The organism is Nitrospirae bacterium YQR-1 (genome assembly GCA_039908095.1).
In the GTDB taxonomy this organism is placed as follows: domain Bacteria; phylum Nitrospirota; class Thermodesulfovibrionia; order Thermodesulfovibrionales; family Magnetobacteriaceae; genus Magnetomonas.
Window position 1 is genome coordinate 1 of sequence record JAMOBJ010000003.1, and the last position, 18,381, is coordinate 18,381.

Here is an 18,381-nt window from a genome sequence, read left to right on the forward strand (position 1 = left end):
ACTTTGTCAGCCCTCCTTAGTGGCTTACTCATTACTATCTTCTTATATCGGAGTTAATGACACAGTTTTTTGAACACTCTCCCACTTGAAAATACGATAATTCTAAAATAAACAAGCAGATGTTGTAATCTGATTACGATATTTTACACACTCTTCTCTAAAAACACCTGCAACTCATCCACCGAACCGGCTTTCTTTATAAGATTTTTGAAATCTTCTAATTTGTCTATAGTATTTATGGCTTTGACTGTATTCATCAACTCAAGTCCGGCATAACCAAATTTGAGTTCAAGCATCCCTTCAATCCCCTCAAGTAACCCATCACGCTTACCTTTCCGTTCACCTTCAAGTAACCCATCACGCTTACCCTCAAGCAAACCCACTTCAACACCATCCAAATAAAGCTCATCTTTTGTTATGTCAATAGTTACCGGCATTTTTTTAACCTCCCTTTTTACAGTTTTCGTCAAACCCCTTAGCCTTGATAGGGTTAGTAGTTTTAAAACATAGTTTTCTCGTTCTTCAACAGGTAATTCATATAATTTTGCAAGAATTCCCTTAATTGTTAAATCGGAATTGTCTGTTTTACATAGGATTGCCAAAATATTATCACATGGATCATCACTCTCAAGAAGTTCTCGGCAATCGATATCTCTGATATCTATTATCTTATAAGTGAAATGTAAACCTGGCATTTTAATCTCATTGCGCATATTGACTTTCCCATCACCGACATAAAGAACCACTTGGTGAACAGGTTTCCTATAATCGCAATATATTAAATGTAAATATTCTAACTCTCTACAATCCATATCCTTATCATTTTGCGCTTGCATTTCCATGTGAAATAAAGTGACATCTGGAAGTTCCACCAGCAAGTCGGGTTGCCTGTACCTGATGTCTGGAAATTGAACATCCAGAAACTTTGCTGTTTCAAACCCCGTTAATATCTTCATGAATTTTCGTGGCAACTCTTTCAAAATACTTTTTAATGTGATATCATAGTATTGTGGCACGTAAAAACTCCTTTCTATTCTATTTTCTTATTATAACGTAGATGCATGTTCTTATGATATATCAAAGCCGATTTTAAAAGGAAATTCAGGAGAAAAGAATTCTCCATTAGAGATAACATCAAAACTTTAAATCAACGAAACCAACAGTAAAAACCCACTCGTTCCGGAACCGTTCCGGAATACACAATTCATTAGTTAATCTCCTTATATTTAAAATTTAGTTCATATTAATAACTACTATCAAAAAGATTTTTTCTGATGATAAAAGATTTTTTTATTTCGACTTTGCACATAAATTCCTTAAAATACTACAGCATCATCTTACACAAAAATATATCTGCAAATAGAAAACACCCATAACCACGACAGAAACCTGCTTCACTCCGTTACGCCCCTACGGGTGACATTTTTTACCTTGCAGCTTTATAGAAATTAGGCGACGGGGAGGGCCGTTCGGTATTCATACTCATAGTCGAAAGCGCCGACGACGTATTGCAATATTGAATTATTTTATAATATACTAAATAAAAAAATATGGAGGTTAAGGCAATGGCAACATCTGATGGCGCTAAAGATGATAAGAACATGCTGACTCCAAAGCAAAACGCTCTTTCTTTTGAGATGGAGATCACAGGCACTACCATATGTTTTGACGGTTTTTTTGTAGATATAGGCTCAACTGTAGTGGTTAAGCTTAATGATGAAAGATTGTGCAGCGGAACAGACAGCTTTTTCAGGGTTGGTGACGGGATACTTGTAAAGTATTATATTGACACTAAGCTTTTTTTCTTTGAGTCTAAGATTACAAAAGTTATAACAGACCCCGCACTATTAGTAGTTATTGCATACCCTGAAAAGATCGAAAGAATGGAACGCCGTAAAGATAACAGGATTAAATGTCAATTGCCCTGTAAAATACTCCTCAAAGATAACAAAATCCATGCCTCAATAACAAATATAAGCGACACAGGGTGCAAGTGTGAATTGTATGAGTCCAGCCTAAGGGATAAGGCCTCAATGCATTTTTTTTATGAGGACGACTATATGGTGAACATTATCATCCCTGTCGGAGGCACTACCGGAGAGCATACCTTCAACGGAAAGCTGAAGTACCTTAGTGACAGCTATGACTCCTATCATGTGGGAGTGGAGTTTTGCTTTATTAATACCCAGGAAAGCCATATTCTGGAAACAATTCTCAAGCGCGGGTGGTAGTCTGCCGTCACTTTCCATCTCTGCCGTTTGTAAAATGTACAGAGGTGCAGAACTCTGCAAATCACAGGTAACATAGTTGATTTATTCAACGCAACGGTTTATCCTGCAACCGTGGAAATCAGCAATGCCCGGATTGCTTCAATAAAAAGGGAAATTAAGCCTTATAACAGCTACATTGTCCCCGGTCTGATAGATTCACACATCCATATAGAGAGCTCAATGCTTATTCCTTCTGAGTTTGCCCGTCTTGCCACCCCGCATGGTACGGTTGCCGCAGTATCCGACCCCCATGAGATAGCCAATGTTTGTGGAGTTGAGGGTGTGAGGTTTATGATTAAAAATGGAGGCAGTGTACCGTTTAAGTTTTATTTCGGAGCGCCCTCATGTGTTCCCTCCACCCCGTTTGAAACCGCAGGATACACTCTGGGAATTAATGAAATCAGGGAATTGCTCATGTCGGATAACATCAAATATCTTAGTGAGATGATGAATTTTCCAGGTGTGATTAACGATTTTCCTGATGTGCTTGCAAAGCTGGATTTAGCAAAGTCACTGGGTAAACCGATAGACGGCCATGCGCCGGGATTAAGATCGGAGAGCTGCAAAAAGTACATTGCTTCCGGCATAAGCACAGACCACGAGTGTGTATCATTAGAGGAGGCCATTGAGAAAATTACTTACGGCATGAAAATTCACATCAGGGAGGGCTCGGCCGCCCGAAATTTTGATGAGCTGGCTCCACTTATCAGTACTCATACAGATTCGGTTATGTTTTGCAGTGACGATAAGCACCCCGATGAGCTCTGTTTAAGCCATATTAATGATATGGTTAAAAGGGCGTTAAAGAAGGGCTTCTCTATAATGAAGATACTCAGGGTGGCCTCATTAAACCCTGTTAAACACTACGGCCTTGACGTCGGACTTCTAAGGGAAGGCGATTTTGCCGATTTCATCATTGTGGATAACCTCACGGAGTTTAATATACTTGAGACCTACATAAACGGAAGCCTTGTTGCTAAAGACGGTAAAACACTCATAGAACGTAAACATCCTGAACCTTTAAATAATTTCAAAACGCAAAGGAAGACGGAAGAGGATTTTAAAATAACGGCTAAACCAGGAATGATTAAAGCGATTGTTGCTGAGGATGGGCAAATTATAACTAAGATGGAGTTAGTAAAACCTAAAATTGAGGGGGCCTGTGCAATCTCCGACACTGACAGAGATTTACTTAAAATAGCAGTTGTTAACAGATATGAAAATGTTGCCCCCATGATAGGTTTCATAAAAAATTTCGGGCTTAAAACCGGCGCTATAGCCTCATCAATAGCTCATGACTCTCATAACATAATAACTGTGGGAGTAAGCGACACAGACATATGTCACGCTGTAAATTCAGTAATAGAGCGCCGTGGCGGCATATCTGCTGTGTATGCCGGCAAAGAGGATATTCTGCCGCTTCCTTTTGGAGGCATTATGTCTGATAGTGACGGCTATGAGGTTGCCAAAAGGTATCGAATCATTGACAACATGGCTAAGGAAATGGGCTGCACCGTGAAGTCTCCGTATATGCTCCTTTCTTTTATGGCCCTCGTAGTTATTCCGGCTCTGAAAATCAGCGATAAAGGACTTTTTGATGTTGACAGCTTTACCTTTACAGAGCTTTTCGTGTAAAGTAACAATAGTGTTACATAAGTTACAAACAAAAGGAGTCACAATTAGAAATGATGGTGGCAACAAAACAAAAGGAGATAAATATGAGATGGTTCAATAATATGATGTTAAAGAAAAAGTTTCTTCTTGTTTTTGGTGTACTGTTTTTACTTTCTGTTTTGACATTTGCTTTTACTATGTCAAGACTTAAGAAATTAAACACTAACCTTGAAGAGATAGTTACAGGGCGGTATGAGAAATTAGCAAAATTAAACTCAATCGAAAAAGAAGTACTTACAATTGCAGTAGAACTAAGAGATATATTGGTTGTTGATGACCCTAAGAAACAGGATAAATACATTAATGACATAAGGGCTATACAGACACAGATAGCACAGGAGCTGGAATATCTGGAGAAATCCATCAGAACGGCTGAGGGCAAACAAACATTAAGAGAAATAAAAGATGGAAGAGAAAAATATATTATAACCAGGGAAGAGCAGTTTAAGGCTCTGCAGGGCGGCAACAAAGTTTTAGCCACAGAGTTGTTGTTGACAAAGGTAAACAGCTCACAGGATGCATATATAAAGGTGCTGGATGCAGCTATTGTCTATCAGAAGAAATCCATGGATGCAGCTCTTAAAAGTGCTGAGAGTGAATATATAACCTCCATAATAGTATCAATCATCTCAGGCTGTGTGTTCCTTGCATTTGTGATAACCTCATTATTACTGCTTACAAAGAGCATCGCAGGCCCGCTGAAAGAGGGAGTATTATTGGCCGAGGCGATATCAACGGGCGATTTATCAAAGATGGTTTACTCTGAAAGCAGCGATGAGATAGGCATTTTGCTAAAAGCTCTTGAAAAGATGAGAACAATGCTGGCCGATAATATAATGATGATTTCAACATCATCAAGCCAGTTGGCCTCAGCCTCACATGAACTTTCACAAACTGTACAGAAGATGTCTTACAGCATTAAGGACCAGTCTGATAAATCATCCCAGGTGGCAACGGCATCTACGGAGATGTCACAAACGGTTGTTGACGTTGCTAGAAATGCAGCAAGCATTTCGGAATCGGCAGTGGAGACATCTACTATTGCTAAAAATGGAGCCGCAGTGGTAACACATACTGTCAAAGAGGTGGAGGGGATAGCAAAGACCGTATCAGAGTCGGCACATCTGATAACATCGCTGGGAGATCGTTCCCGGCAGATAGGTGAGATAGTCAGCGTTATAAAAGATATAGCCGATCAGACGAACCTTTTAGCTCTAAATGCGGCGATAGAGGCGGCGCGGGCGGGAGAGCAGGGGCGCGGTTTTGCCGTAGTTGCCGATGAGGTAAGAAAACTGGCGGAAAGAACATCCAAGGCGACCACAGAGATTGGAGATATGATAACAGCCATTCAGAAAGAAACCCAGCAGGCGGTAACCACTATGAATGACGGTTCACAGAGGGTGGTAAACGGCGTTGAACTGGTCAACAAGGCGGGGGATTCTCTTAAGAGTATAGTTGAAAGTGTTGAGGGATTACAGTCTATGGTGCATCAGATAGCATCGGCAACTGAGGAGATGTCACAGGTCTCTGAACAGATAAATGGTGATATTGAGATTATAGCTAATGTGTCAAGGGATTCATTTCTCAGCACAACCCAAATAGGTGAAGCCTCAAGTGACCTTGCAAAATTGTCAAATGAATTGAAATCAGTCGTCTCCAAATTCATTGTTGACGGGCACCATAAAGGCGGTTCACAAAGGATGCTGAGTTAGCTAATACCAGGTTGCATTCATTCGATTAACTTTGTCGGCTTCGTCAAAGGCTCCCAGCCGCCTCGTTACTCTTTTGACTGCAACCCGATTAAGTGCAAGAATCTCCGTTTTGTTCTTTTTCGTTCCAAAAGTCTTTTAGTCTTAAAATTTCGTCCACAACTTCAAAGAAGCAGTTTACAATATGCGGGTCAAAATGGCTGCCTGCGCTCTTTTTAATCTCATCAAGGGCCTTGTCAACCGGCCACGGCTCTTTGTAAGGCCGCATCATGGTAAGAGCATCAAAGACGTCGGCAACTGCCACTATTGCAGCGCTTTGCGGTATCTCCCCGCCCCTTAACCCCTTCGGGTAACCTGTGCCATTGTGCTTTTCGTGGTGGCTAAGGGCAATATCCGCCGACATCCTGAAAAGGGGTGTATTGCTCTTGGATAATATGCTGTGCCCGATTGTTGTATGGGTCATCATTATCACCCATTCATCAGGGTCCAGTTTGGCGGGTTTTCTTAATATGCTCCCAGGGACTCCGATTTTTCCTGTATCATGCATAGCGGCGGCAAGGGCTATCATATCAATCATTTCCGGAGGCCAGCCACATGCCCTTGAGAGCTCCACCGAGTATGAAGCCATTCGCCATATATGACTTCCCGTGTCGGAGTCATTAAAGTGGCCGGCTTCACCAAGCATAAATACGGCTGATTTCTGGCTTACCTCAAGCTCCTGTGTGCGTCTTTTAACAGTCTCCTCACAAAGCTGCTTTTGATGAAAAAGTTCTAAATGGGCTGCTACCCTGTGTAGTAAGACAGATGGAGATACCGGCTTTGTAATATAATCCACCCCACCGGCTTCAAACCCCTGTGATTCATCTCCCACATCCGTCAAAGAGGTAATAAAGATGACCGGAATGTCCTCAGTTTCAGGGTTGGCTTTTAACCGGCGGCACGTCTCGTATCCGTCGATTCCAGGCATCATCACATCAAGCAAAATCATATCAGGAATGCTCTTTTGTGCTATATCCAGTGCAGTAAGTCCATCTGTGGCAAATGATAGTTTATACGTATCTTTTAATATCTGCCTCATGATTTGTCTGTTTCCTGCCTCATCGTCAACTATCAAAATACTAAATTTAGTATCCGTCATTCTATATCTCTCCATCAGGCTTTATTTAGTGGTAGTTCTATTGTAAACTGTGCTCCGCCCTCTATGTTGGATGCAAAGATTTTGCCGTTCATTTTTCCCTCTATAATGGCTTTGCACATGTAAAGGCCGATACCGGTGCCTCCATCTCCCTTGGTGGTTATATATGGTTCAAAAATCTTTTCTATCATTACATGGTCTATCCCCCCGCCGTTGTCACTTATTTGTGCAACCACCATGTTTTCCGTTTCCTTTATATCAATAGTAATCTGTCCATCATCCTTGATAACTCCCTTTTTCCTTCCGGCATTTATTGCATCGCGACTGTTGTTTATCAGATTTAAGATAACCTGTTTTAGTTCATTGCGATAACCTGTTGAATATATCCGGCATGTTTCCGGTATGTTAATCTGTACATAAATGTCATGCTTTTTTAAAAGATCGGAAAAAAGATTAACAACCTCGTAAAAAGCCTCTGTCACATCGAAAACGTCTTTTTTATTGGAGGGCTTAAGAAAGTTTTGAAAATCATTTATCGTATGGGACATAAGCTTAATTAGTCCCATACATTGAGCTGCAAACTGTTTGAGATACACCTTATCCACCTCTGCGGCGACAAATGCCTCTTCAACATCCTGCACAATAAGCGCTAAGGAATTCAAAGGCTGCCTCCATTGATGTGCTATAGCGCCAATCATCTCGCCCATGGCCGCCATCTTAGACTGCTGAATCAGCATCTGCTCCTCAAGCCTGCGCTTGCTGACTTCCTCCTCCACCTTGCTCTCCAGTTGCCGTTGCAGATTATATAATTTCAGATGGGTTTCTATTCTGGATATGACCTCGTCACTTTGAAACGGTTTACAAACATAGTCAACCGCTCCACTTTTAAAGGCGTTAACTTTCTCAGCACTGTCTGTCAGAGCACTGATAAAAATAACCGGAATATCGGAAATCCCTGCAATAGCCTTTAGTTTCATGCACGTCTCATATCCGTCCATCTCCGGCATCATTATATCAAGAAGGATTAAATCCGGTTTTAAACTCTGAGCCGCCTCTAATGCCATAACACCGCTGGTTGCAAACGAAAGCCTGTACCTGTCCTGTAGTATCTGCCTCAGTAGTTGTCTGCTGCCTGCCTCATCATCAACTATTAACACGCTCTGTTTAGTTTCCGTCATTTTGCACCTCCATGACTATCGCTAACTCCCCGGCTAACTTTATTGTCTCCGCTTTTGCCATGGCAAAGTCGAGCTCCTCCACGTATTTTTTTATTGGTTTTACCTGCCGGATGTTGAGCGCAGTTTGTAATTCCAACATTACCGGTTCAACATCATCCGGGTTGTATTCGTCAAAAGATTTCAATAACCTGATGATAATCTCTCTTACAACAGGCATATTAGGCCCGCTTGTGCTGACACTTACCAGCGGCTCCTCTTCCTGTACCTCCATGGTACTTATTGAGTCAGTCACAGTTCTAAGCAGCCCTCTGAGCAGAGTTGCCTGTTCTTTGGCACTATTGAGATTCAACTCTCTTAGAAACAGTGAAAGTTGCCGCACCACAGGATAAACTTCCGTCATAGATAAAATCCCCGTAAGCCCGCTCATAGAATGTGCAATGCGATAAGCTTCCTCAATATTATTATCTTCGATTAAAGACAGTATTTTATCAGCCGAATCTCTATACTTGGCGGTAAATCCCTTAAGCGCTTTCTTGTAAGTCTGTGCATCTCTCCAGACACTAATACCTTTATTAATATCTATGCCGTCAATAGACTGTATTTTACATTCTGAAGTCACCACTGTCTCGGCGTCCTGTTTTGCATAAATCTCTCCGATTCCCTCAGGTGCTGAACTTTCTATTATTGATAGTAGTTTCTCCGTCTCGATTGGTTTGTCGGCTACGGCGTCTATGCCTTTCGTTAAATATGATGCTTTTTCCTCAGCCATAACGCCGGCAGTCAGTGCGATAATTGTTATGTGTCCTCCGGTTGAGGATTCAATTTTACGAATTTGACGGGTTGCTTCTAAACCGTCCATTACCGGCATTTGAATATCCATAAGAATAAGGTCAGCCTTTTCTCTTTTAAAACAGTTCACCGCTTCCTGTCCGTTGCGGGCAACAATAGTTGTGTGTCCATATTGTTGAAGACGAATTTGTAGTAAAAGAATATTCTCCTCAATATCGTCTGCAATCAGAATCCGGAATTTGCGCCTTTGTTTTGTTAAGGCCTGAGGTTTTTGGTTATAGAGTGTTTCACCGGCGGGTGCATCAGCTTTTTTCAGAGTGATGGTAAAATAAAAAGTGCTTCCCTTGTTTGTCTCACTTTCCACCCAAATTCTGCCGCCCATGAGATGTACAATCTCCTTACATATGGTAAGGCCTAGCCCTGAGCCTCCGTATTTTCTGGTTGTGGAACTGTCTGCCTGAGTAAATCTTTCAAATATCATCTCTTGTCTGTCATGGGCGATTCCGATTCCGGTATCTTTTACTGAGAAAATGAGACTGACCCGGCCTGCCTGAGTCTGCTCATTCGAAACATTCAGATTAACGTCAATTCCGCCTTCTGTTGTGTATTTCAAGGCGTTACCTGTTAAATTAATAAGTATCTGCCTGAGCCGGGTCGGGTCTCCGTTTAATTTATCCGGAACCTCCGGTGAGACGTTGTAATTAAGGGTTAGTCCTTTATTTTTAGCTAAGATTGCAAACATATTACAAGCAGCAGCCACCACTGCTTTGATGGAGAAATTTACACTTTCGAGTTCCAGTTTTCCTGACTCAATTTTCATAATATCCAGGATTTCGTTAATTATGGATAGCAAAGAGTCGGCGGAGCCTTTTACTATTGCGAGATACTCCTTTTGCTTTACGTCAGCCGACATCTCCATGGCAAGGTCAGTCATCCCTATTATGGTATTCATGGGGGTTCTGATTTCGTGGCTCATGTTTGCCATAAAATCACTTTTTGCCCTGTTAGCTTTCTCAGCTTCCACCTTACTTATGTTCAGGTCACGAAATAACAGGTCAAAAGGTTTATTCATACCTGTGACGATTATGGCCCTATAAATAAAATAATAAGATATGACTTTTAAACAATGTCCGAGTATATTTATGTAATCGTATAACCCTACATAAAGAGTAAAACAAAGCTCTGTTAATATTGTAAAAACGATAGAGGCTGTTAACAACATTATGACCTCTTTATCAAAAAATCTTTTGTTTTTAATCAACAGAAACAGCGAGGCAATCAGAATGAAACAAACAATATACTCACTGTTTTTCTTAAACGCCGTCAGGCCGAGCCCTTCCACATAGCAAGCAGGAAAACTATTCCATAAAAAGATTGAGATAAATATCATTACACTTATGCAGGTATAAATGGCAAATATAAGAAAATCTTTTATTTTTTCTCTATACAAAAAAATTGGAGCAACCAGCAGGGAAATACTCTCAACATATCTGGTAGCTACCCATATCTCGGTTGCCACTCCGACCCTGTGCATATGAATTACATCCATACCCTTGTAAGTTAGCGTATGAAGCGTATCAAGGCTGCCGACAAAAAGATATGAAATACCGATAAAATAAAGATAATTATTTTTCATATACTGTCTTGTGTTATAGGCAAGAGTAAAGGTGCAAAACGCTATAATTATACTAAAAAACTCAACAAAGGTATGAAACACCAGATAGCTGTACAAGCTGCTGACATACATGGCTGATATAATTAATCCCCACAATAGTATTCCTTTGATTATTTTTAAGGAACCGGATATTTTGTGTGTACTATTATCTGTCATAAACCCCTTGCCAAAAAATTGAAAAATACTTTTATTTAAACTGTACATTATAGCAGATTTTGCTGGTTTTTAGCATGTTCCGTGAAATGGAAGGCTACTGAGAAAGGTTACAAAAATAAAATATCCGTTATAACTAATACACCGGTCTAAACCATAAACGATTTTTGACAACCCTTACAATTTTCAATTACAATACCAATATGCTCTACGGAGAAAGTGCGATAAAAAACGCTGCTCTTGAGATATGGGAAAACCCTAACCCTGAAAAGGACTATGAAATATCAATATCTTTTTCTGAATTTACATGTCTGTGTCCGCGTTCAGGGTATCCTGACTTTGCAACCTTTAAAATAACCTATGTGCCGGATAAGTTTATTGTCGAGTTAAAATCCCTCAAACTATATCTTAATTCATTCAGAGACATTGCCATATCTCACGAGAAATCGTCTAATTTAATATTTGATACGATTAAGGAAAAATTAGAGCCGCGCTATCTTCAGGTTATCGGAGATTTTAATCCCAGGGGAAATGTAAAAACAATAATAAAGGTGGAAACACCGTCTGCGGCAAAGCCTTCCTTAGTGGGAGACATATGAAGAGATTCAAATTTCTGCTGTTTTTCATTTTGGTATTAACATTTTTTATTTCAGCAGCCACTGCAGACGGCTTTATCGACAGTAGTGAGATTTCCAGACTTCAGCAGAAAATTAAAACGTTTCCTTTGGGAGAGAGAATAGCTCTTTGGGCTGAGAGATTTGTCGGCGTCCCCTATGATACCGACCCTCTTGGTGCATATGTAAGAAACAAGGTTATAGTCTATGACGAAAAGGTTGACTGCATGTATCACGTATTCAGGGCTGTGGAGCTTGCCCTGGCCGACACCCCTGACGGGGCTGTTGAGACTGCCCTCGATAAACGCTTTAAAACCCGCGGCAAACTCGACGGCAACGGCCTTGTTGAAAACTACGACGACAGATTCCAGTACGCTGAGGACATGGTCTTTAGCGGCAAGTGGGGTGAGGATATTACCGGAAAACTTGGGGCCGCCCCCGCTCAGATAAAAGGAGACAGGGGGGTGGATACAGTCTCAATAATTGCAAAGGAAAACATAAAGGAAGTACTGCCGCATCTAAAAAGCGGCGATATTGTGTTTCTGATAAAAAAGGTGGAAAAACGTGTCGTTGGTGAAATAGTCGGCCACGAGGGCATAATCAAAGTAGAAAAAGATGGTGACATTTATCTTATCCATGCAAGCGGACTTAAAAACAAAGAAAGTGAAAACTATAAAGTTAAAAAAGTCTCTTTACTTGATTATGCCGCTAATATGCCCTTTATCGGTATCAAAGTATCAAGGTTTGTATTTCCATAATCATAGAATCTGAGGAGTTATTCCAAGTTGCAGTCGGAAGTAAACACAGGCGGCAAGAAACAAGCGACGCTTCCCCTCACAGGGGATTCTCCTTTAGGGGAGACGCCCCGGAGCTTGTGACAAAGCCAACAAAGTTAGACAAATGAATTATAGCGAAAACCATAATTCCGTTCATTATTTTTAGTGGTTGAGATTGCCCTCCCCTGAAGGGGATTCCCCTGGTCGCTATCGCTCATAGCAATGACGAATAATAAAACACAGTAAAAACAACTACATGCCGTCATTGCGAACCCCCGCAGGGGGTGTGGCAATCTCTTCTTTAATAAAATCAATAAGAACATACTTTTGCTTTTTGCTATAGAATTGGAGTTATGTTATACCAAGTTGCAGTCGGAAGTAAACACAGGCGGCTGGGAGAAAGCTACACCTTCCCTTATTCCAACTCTAATTCATTGGTACTAGTGTCTAATTGCAGAAGTTTGCGATAGTTTTTCAGAGTTATATCCTTTTTATAATGGCTTGCAAAATTTCGTTGTCAATGAGTTTTACCTTTAAGGGCTGAGATTGCCACACCCCTTTGGGGTTCGCAATGACGGCGCTGGGCTGTGCGTTGACGTTTCTATCCGTCATTACGAGGAGCACAGCGACGTGGTAATCTCCTCTTTTAAAAAATTAATCAGAATTATTTGAAATATCTATTACTTTTGCAATTAGACACTAGTATTAGCTATCGGCAGCATCCTGACGGAAAAGAATTTTAATTACAGACAGTCATGCAGGGAAAACATACACACCCACAGATGAAAAAACAACTGAATCTGCTTTCATCTGTGGCGTATTCTATGATTAAAATCTTTATTAAAAATGCCTATTTTCTTCTTCTTGAAAACTTCATCTTCCTGCGAAGCTTTTTATGTTTGTGTTTTGACATCTTCTTCTTTCTCCACTTTTTTACATTACCCACTCAATCACCTCCTTACAGTTTGCTTATGATTATTACCATTTTTGTTTCGTCCGACTGCCTGCTCCATAAAGGTCTCCAGTTGAAGCTCCGTCGTAGTTGACTCAGTACCGTCATAGGGTATGCTGATACTGGGAATACCGCAGTCACGGCTTAGCGCCCTCATTAGTGCTGTCACGATGGTTCCCGGCATACAGCCAAAAGGCATAGCATTTACAATCCCCGCCACCCCGTGCTCTACTAAATCCACAGCCTTGCCGACGCTTAGAATTGTCTCACCCTCAAAGGACTCATGCACATACGGGGCTGCCTTTTTCACGATAACTCTCGTATCCGGTTCATGCAGGGTCTTCAAAAACCCTCTGAAGTGCCGTGCATACTTATACTCAATCGCTTTCTTATAAACCCGCTTTATCGCTATATCCATCAGAGCCTTGTAATCTTTCTTTATCATAGCATGTTTGAATCCAAAATAGTTTACGTAATAAATCCATTCCTCAACCGGCGCAAGCCACGCCTCACCGCCCAGGTTTTCTATTTTTTCAATTAGGTTTTCATTTGAAAACTTACTGGAGCGTACAAATATCTCGCCGATTACCCCTATAAGCGGACGCTTTTCTTCCGAGCGGGCAACAGCCTGAAAGTCCTTTCTTACCCGTTTTAATATATCATCCAGCTTCATATCTTTACTTCGCAATGCATCATATATTTCCATCAAATAGCTGTCATAAATCTTCCGGGTTTGTCCTTTAACCATTTCATACGGCCTTGTCTCATGCAAACACTTGGTCAGAAGCTCAATAGCCACGATTCCATTCCATGAGCGCATGACAAAGTCCTGTCCGGCTATTCCCAAATCTGCATAAAAGGTTGTATCCTGCACAGGGGAAAATATCTGAACTTCCTGAAGTCCAATTTGGTCAAGCAGAAGCCTCTGAAATACCGTGTATTGTCCAAACCTGCACGGCCCCGTTCCCGAGGGCATAAAGAAGGTTGACTTATCAGAATCAAACCCCTCTGAAAACACCGTTCTGAGCATATCTCCGGTTGTCACCACACAGGGGTAACACTCCTTGCCGGAGACGTAGCGCCGTCCAAGTTCAATGGACTCCTCATCACTTTCCGGCAGCACCTCAGCCGCTATGCCCGAGTACTCAAAGGCTGCAGCAAGTGCATATGCGTGGTCTGACATGCGTGGAATATAGATTTTCTCATATTTTCCATGTTTCTTTTTAGCCGCCTGAGGCGCAGCTTCCACTGTCTTAGGTTTTAACTTATTCCTGTTAGCAATGCTGTCAAGGAATGCCTCACATCTGGTAATTGCTCCGGCATCGGCGCTGTGCTCATCTATTTCAAGGTGTAAAAACGGCTTATCTCCCAGTTCCTCTTTAAAGTACTTTAAAATAAAAGAATCCGGCCCGCAGTTAAAGTTTCCGATAAATACAGGGTACAGATGCGGGTGGTTTTTTATAAACCTTGCCGCCTTTAAAATCCTCTGGCCGCTTCTCCAGTACATATCCGGCCAGTCGGCCTTAATTTCAGTTTCGGAAAGAGGCAGCATATCCATAGGCAGCGATCTGACATCAAGTGTGGCCAGCTTCTGGGGTATCTGAAGGTTTACCCCGCTGTCAAATGAATTATACGGCCTGCCCACTATAACGATGGAGTTTTCAGTAATCAGAGAGAGCGCCTGCCGCCCCTTTTTGCGAATTTCAGAGAAGAATTTATCCTGTGCCGCTTTTGCCTTTGGCATAATTTTTCTTATTCTGGTAACCCTAACTCTAAAAGCTCGTGCTATTTCCTTTTCAAGAAAACTATCGCTTCTTGAAAAATTAACTATCGGGCTTATAACACTTATGCCGCTAAAGGTGGCTTGTGCCATATATGGAATTGTTTGAGTATATGGGCAGGGAGAGCCTTTGGAAAACTCATCGCTCTCCCCTGCAGTATTTACATAAGAAGGCAGAAAGATATTCTTAATTCCCTTATCAAGCAGCCACTTAACATGGCCGTGGGCTGTCTTTACCGGAAAACACGACTCCGACAGCACCACCTCGGCCCCAAGATTCACCACCTGCCGGTTTGTCTTAGGCGATACTACTATGTTAAAGCCAAGCTCTGTGAGAATCACCCGCCAGAAGGGCAAATAATCGTGCATTAAAAATATGTACGGAATCCCGATTGTATTTTTTAACGACGCCGCAGCCTCAGCCTCTTTATAACTGTTTTCAAGACCGTTCCACAGCAGTTGTTCCCTGTAAAGAAACAGGTCATCGATGTTATTGTGCTGTTTGCGTTTGATGTCATACTTTTCGCATCTGCCTCCGTAAAAGAGATTTCCATTTTCGCCGTCAATTGTAACTTTATTAATTTCGCACATATTGGCACAGCTCTTACACTCAAAAGATTTAACCGAATAGGTGCTCTCCACAATGGAAAACCCTTTGAATGCCGATGTTCCAAGGCTTTCCTGCATACTGTCCCGTGCAATCAGCGCCATGCCGATAGCACCGGTTACATCGTGGTTAGGGGGCACGGTTATCAGCTTTCCGGTAAACTTTTCAAACGCTGCAACCACTGCCTTGTTGTAAGCAGTACCGCCCTGAAAGAAAATATTGTTACCCACTTTTTTCCCTGCAACGACCCTGTTTATATAGTTTTCCACTATTGAGTAAGAAAGGCCGGCAAGTAAATCCTGCCTCTGCGCACCCTTGTGAATGTTAGCCATAAGGGAGTTTTCCATAAACACCGTGCATCTTTCACCAAGACTGCAGGGAGATGAGGAGCAAAAACACTCATTGGCAAAGTCTTCCTTTATGGATATACTGAGTTTTTCCGCCTGTTCTTCTAAAAATGAACCGGTACCGGCGGCACAGGCCTTGTTCATTTCAAAATCCACAATGACGCCGTCCTCTATGGAAATGTATTTGGAATCTTGGCCGCCTATTTCAAAAATCGTATCCACCGTGCCGTCAATGTGTATGGCGGCTGTGGCCTGAGCGGTTATTTCATTTTTCACCACGTCGGCGCCTATGAAATCCGCTATCATGTATCTGCCTGAGCCTGTGGTTCCCACGCCTGCTATTTCAACATATCCGCCTATGGACTTTCCGACCTCACGAAGTCCCTGCATAACGGCCTCTATGGGGCGGCTTGCGGTCATCAGGTACTCCCTGGCAAGGAGGTTTCCATCAGAGTCAATAACCGCCACATTTGTGCTTATTGAGCCGATATCCACGCCCATGTAGGCTTTAATCCTCCGGTTTTCCTCTGAGAAACAGGACGCCCCCTGAGGACTATCGGGGACACTTTTTGTGCCAAACCCTCCGTTTCCACCTCTAAAGTGTCTTTCTTTGAAATCATCACCTGTGGAGATAAGGGGTTTTTTACCCTTATCGGAGTATTTAATAGCTTTTAAATAACTTTCAAGGCGCTTTAAATCATAGAGAACTGCAACACCGCCGTCAATATCCTTAAGGGCGGCGCCGATAGCGCCTGTTAAAGCACAGTGTTTAGGCACAATCAGGTTTTTAAGATCAAACACCTCCTTAAAGGCTCTTACCATTCCCTGATTGAGAGCAACGCCTCCGGTAAAGGCAATCTCAGGAAATATCTGTCTTCCTTTAACTATTGAACCTTTAAAATTCCTTGCCACGGCAAAACACAACCCTGACACAATGTCCTCTACCGGGGTGGCTATCTGCTGAAGGTGTATCATATCGGACTTGGCAAAAACACTGCAACGACCTGCAATGCGGGGTGGATTTTCACACTTAACGGCCAGCTCACTGAATTGCTCAATGCTTAAGCGCATTCTTTCCGCCTGCTGGTCTAAAAATGAGCCGGTGCCTGCGGCACATACGGAGTTCATTGAGAAGTCTTGTATGGAGTTCTCACCAAGCAGAATAAGTTTAGAGTCCTCACCGCCCATTTCGATTATGGTTTTAACCTCAGGGTTCAGCCGCAAGGCCGCGTAGGATTGGGCGGCAAGCTCGTTTATGTGGTTAATACCCAGAGCCTCGGCAATTGCCTTGCCTGCTGAACCGGTTATTGAAAGAGTGAGAGACCTACCCTCGTATTCTTTAAGGATTTTAAGGGCTATGGGTAGCGGATGCCCCTTGTGTCTTTCATAAATATGTTCCTTTAAGTTCCCGTTGTCATCCAGTACGGCTGCCTTTACGCTCACAGAACCGGCATCAAGCCCTAAATGGTCCATTTATACATTCCCCTGTTCGCATGTTTGAGTAAATTGCAACGATACCTATTATAGAGGATAAAATAGATTTTATTCAAGAGATGTATTTTTAGTCCAAAATATGTAAATTTTTTGGTGGTTGGCAATAGGCTATTCCCCTATTCAATATTAATACCAAGTTGCATTCATTCGATTAACTTTGTTGGCTTCGTCGAAAGCTCCTTGACGTACGAGCATAGTACGCCTGCGTCGCTTTCTCCTTGCCGCCTCGTTACTCTTTTGACTGCTACTTGGTATAAGGTATCTTGATACTATGTAGTTGTCAAATCGCAATATAGTGGAAAATTGCCCCCACAGGGGAAGGCTGATTCCGCCTGCACACCATGAGTGACTTATTTTACTATGCGCACTTCAATCTTTAATAAGTATAGCCGGTAACATTGTCTTTATAGCGGGAATTGTTGTCATAAGATTCCGCACCATACCAGCCAAAGTGTTCAACTGATATATTATAAGGTCTGAGGCCATCTACCTGGCTGTTGCCTAACACAAAGCCTGCCTCACAGGAATACCCGCCGATATTGCGCATTGGGGTTGTCGTTCCCTGAAAGCAGCTCATTACAATACTCTTGCAATTAAGATGGCTGTCACGATTTGAAGCTTGCCTGGCTGTACCATAAAGGTCGGTAAAATCTGCAGCTACTCCGCTACTTTTCTTTATGCTGGATATAAAAGTCAGCTTAAGCCCATATGACTCGGATGTTCCTACATATGTTGATAAAAATGGTACCTGATTAGTATCACTTGTACCGACATAAATGGACTGTCCACTAAAAGTTATCATAGATGTTTTCTTAAATGTGCCGGCATTGGTAATCGGCCCGGATACAACAAAAATTGAACTCCCATCCACGCTCCCTCTTGAGTTGCCGGTAACAGTAAAGCCGATTTTAGTTACATTGTCAGCGTCCGTACCAAAATTTGAAAAAACGCAGTATGTAGGATTATTTGTATTTGTATGCAGATAAGGCAAATAATATGTCACATATGTTCCGTTGTCGAACTGTGTTAGTGAGGAAAGAGCCGCTGAATGAGCTGTACGGGGCTTTGAAGCACCACCTATCAGTGCTGCTGCTATTATCAGATTAATAAGTATAAATAAATAAAGCCTTGTAGTTTTTTTCACTTAAACCTCCCTTCCGTTGCAACGTAAGGGAACGCACCGGCGTCCCCTTTCCCAACATCTGCAATGACCTCTGCGTATAAACCT

The 18,381-nt window shown here is 42.0% G+C and carries 12 protein-coding genes; 5 read left to right on the plus strand and 7 right to left on the minus strand.

Annotated elements, in window-relative coordinates:
• Positions 1–143 precede the first annotated feature (143 nt).
• Positions 144–1,016 carry a hypothetical protein gene (locus H7844_02855; GenBank protein MEO5356220.1) on the minus strand — a complete coding sequence of 291 codons (873 nt, stop codon included), beginning with the start codon at positions 1,014–1,016 and terminating at the stop codon, positions 144–146.
• A gap of 549 nt (positions 1,017–1,565) precedes the next feature.
• Here H7844_02855 and H7844_02860 point away from each other — a divergent pair.
• The 3 genes from H7844_02860 (at position 1,566) to H7844_02870 (ending at position 5,656) form a co-directional block, all read left to right on the plus strand.
• Positions 1,566–2,231, plus strand: a complete 666-nt coding sequence (locus tag H7844_02860) for a flagellar brake protein (GenBank protein ID MEO5356221.1) — start codon at positions 1,566–1,568, stop codon at positions 2,229–2,231.
• Between the two features lie 111 nt (positions 2,232–2,342).
• On the plus strand, positions 2,343–3,905 hold the full coding sequence (gene ade, locus H7844_02865) for an adenine deaminase (protein ID MEO5356222.1): 1,563 nt from the start codon (positions 2,343–2,345) through the stop codon (positions 3,903–3,905).
• Positions 3,906–3,955: 50 nt separating this feature from the next.
• On the plus strand, positions 3,956–5,656 hold the full coding sequence (locus H7844_02870; GenBank protein MEO5356223.1) for a methyl-accepting chemotaxis protein: 1,701 nt from the start codon (positions 3,956–3,958) through the stop codon (positions 5,654–5,656).
• Between the two features lie 88 nt (positions 5,657–5,744).
• Here the strand turns inward: H7844_02870 and H7844_02875 are convergent, their stop codons facing one another.
• From H7844_02875 to H7844_02885, 3 genes are read right to left on the minus strand one after another with little or no spacing between them, the layout of a single operon-like run.
• Positions 5,745–6,791: a response regulator gene (locus H7844_02875; protein ID MEO5356224.1), complete on the minus strand. Its 1,047-nt coding sequence runs from the start codon at positions 6,789–6,791 to the stop codon at positions 5,745–5,747.
• A 14-nt stretch (positions 6,792–6,805) separates the two neighbouring features.
• Entirely contained in the window at positions 6,806–7,966 is a 1,161-nt protein-coding gene (locus H7844_02880; protein MEO5356225.1) for a hybrid sensor histidine kinase/response regulator, read from the minus strand.
• Positions 7,953–10,586 carry an ATP-binding protein gene (locus H7844_02885; protein MEO5356226.1) on the minus strand — a complete coding sequence of 878 codons (2,634 nt, stop codon included), beginning with the start codon at positions 10,584–10,586 and terminating at the stop codon, positions 7,953–7,955. The genes H7844_02880 and H7844_02885 overlap by 14 nt, the downstream gene beginning before the upstream one ends.
• Before the next feature lie 200 nt (positions 10,587–10,786).
• Between H7844_02885 and queF the strand changes: the two genes are divergently transcribed.
• Together queF and H7844_02895 are read left to right on the plus strand one after the other, a co-directional pair.
• Positions 10,787–11,182 carry a preQ(1) synthase gene (gene queF, locus H7844_02890; GenBank protein ID MEO5356227.1) on the plus strand — a complete coding sequence of 132 codons (396 nt, stop codon included), beginning with the start codon at positions 10,787–10,789 and terminating at the stop codon, positions 11,180–11,182.
• On the plus strand, positions 11,179–11,955 hold the full coding sequence (locus H7844_02895) for a DUF1460 domain-containing protein (GenBank protein MEO5356228.1): 777 nt from the start codon (positions 11,179–11,181) through the stop codon (positions 11,953–11,955). The genes queF and H7844_02895 overlap by 4 nt, the downstream gene beginning before the upstream one ends.
• 868 nt (positions 11,956–12,823) lie before the next feature.
• Here H7844_02895 and H7844_02900 read toward each other — a convergent pair.
• The 3 genes from H7844_02900 to H7844_02910 all read right to left on the minus strand — a co-directional run bounded on the left by H7844_02900 (position 12,824) and on the right by H7844_02910 (position 18,297).
• Entirely contained in the window at positions 12,824–12,919 is a 96-nt protein-coding gene (locus H7844_02900; GenBank protein ID MEO5356229.1) for an AURKAIP1/COX24 domain-containing protein, read from the minus strand.
• A 4-nt stretch (positions 12,920–12,923) separates the two neighbouring features.
• Complete coding sequence (locus H7844_02905) at positions 12,924–17,132, minus strand: acyl-CoA dehydratase activase (protein MEO5356230.1); 4,209 nt, start codon at positions 17,130–17,132, stop codon at positions 12,924–12,926.
• A gap of 397 nt (positions 17,133–17,529) precedes the next feature.
• On the minus strand, positions 17,530–18,297 hold the full coding sequence (locus tag H7844_02910) for a hypothetical protein (protein MEO5356231.1): 768 nt from the start codon (positions 18,295–18,297) through the stop codon (positions 17,530–17,532).
• Positions 18,298–18,381 lie beyond the last annotated feature (84 nt).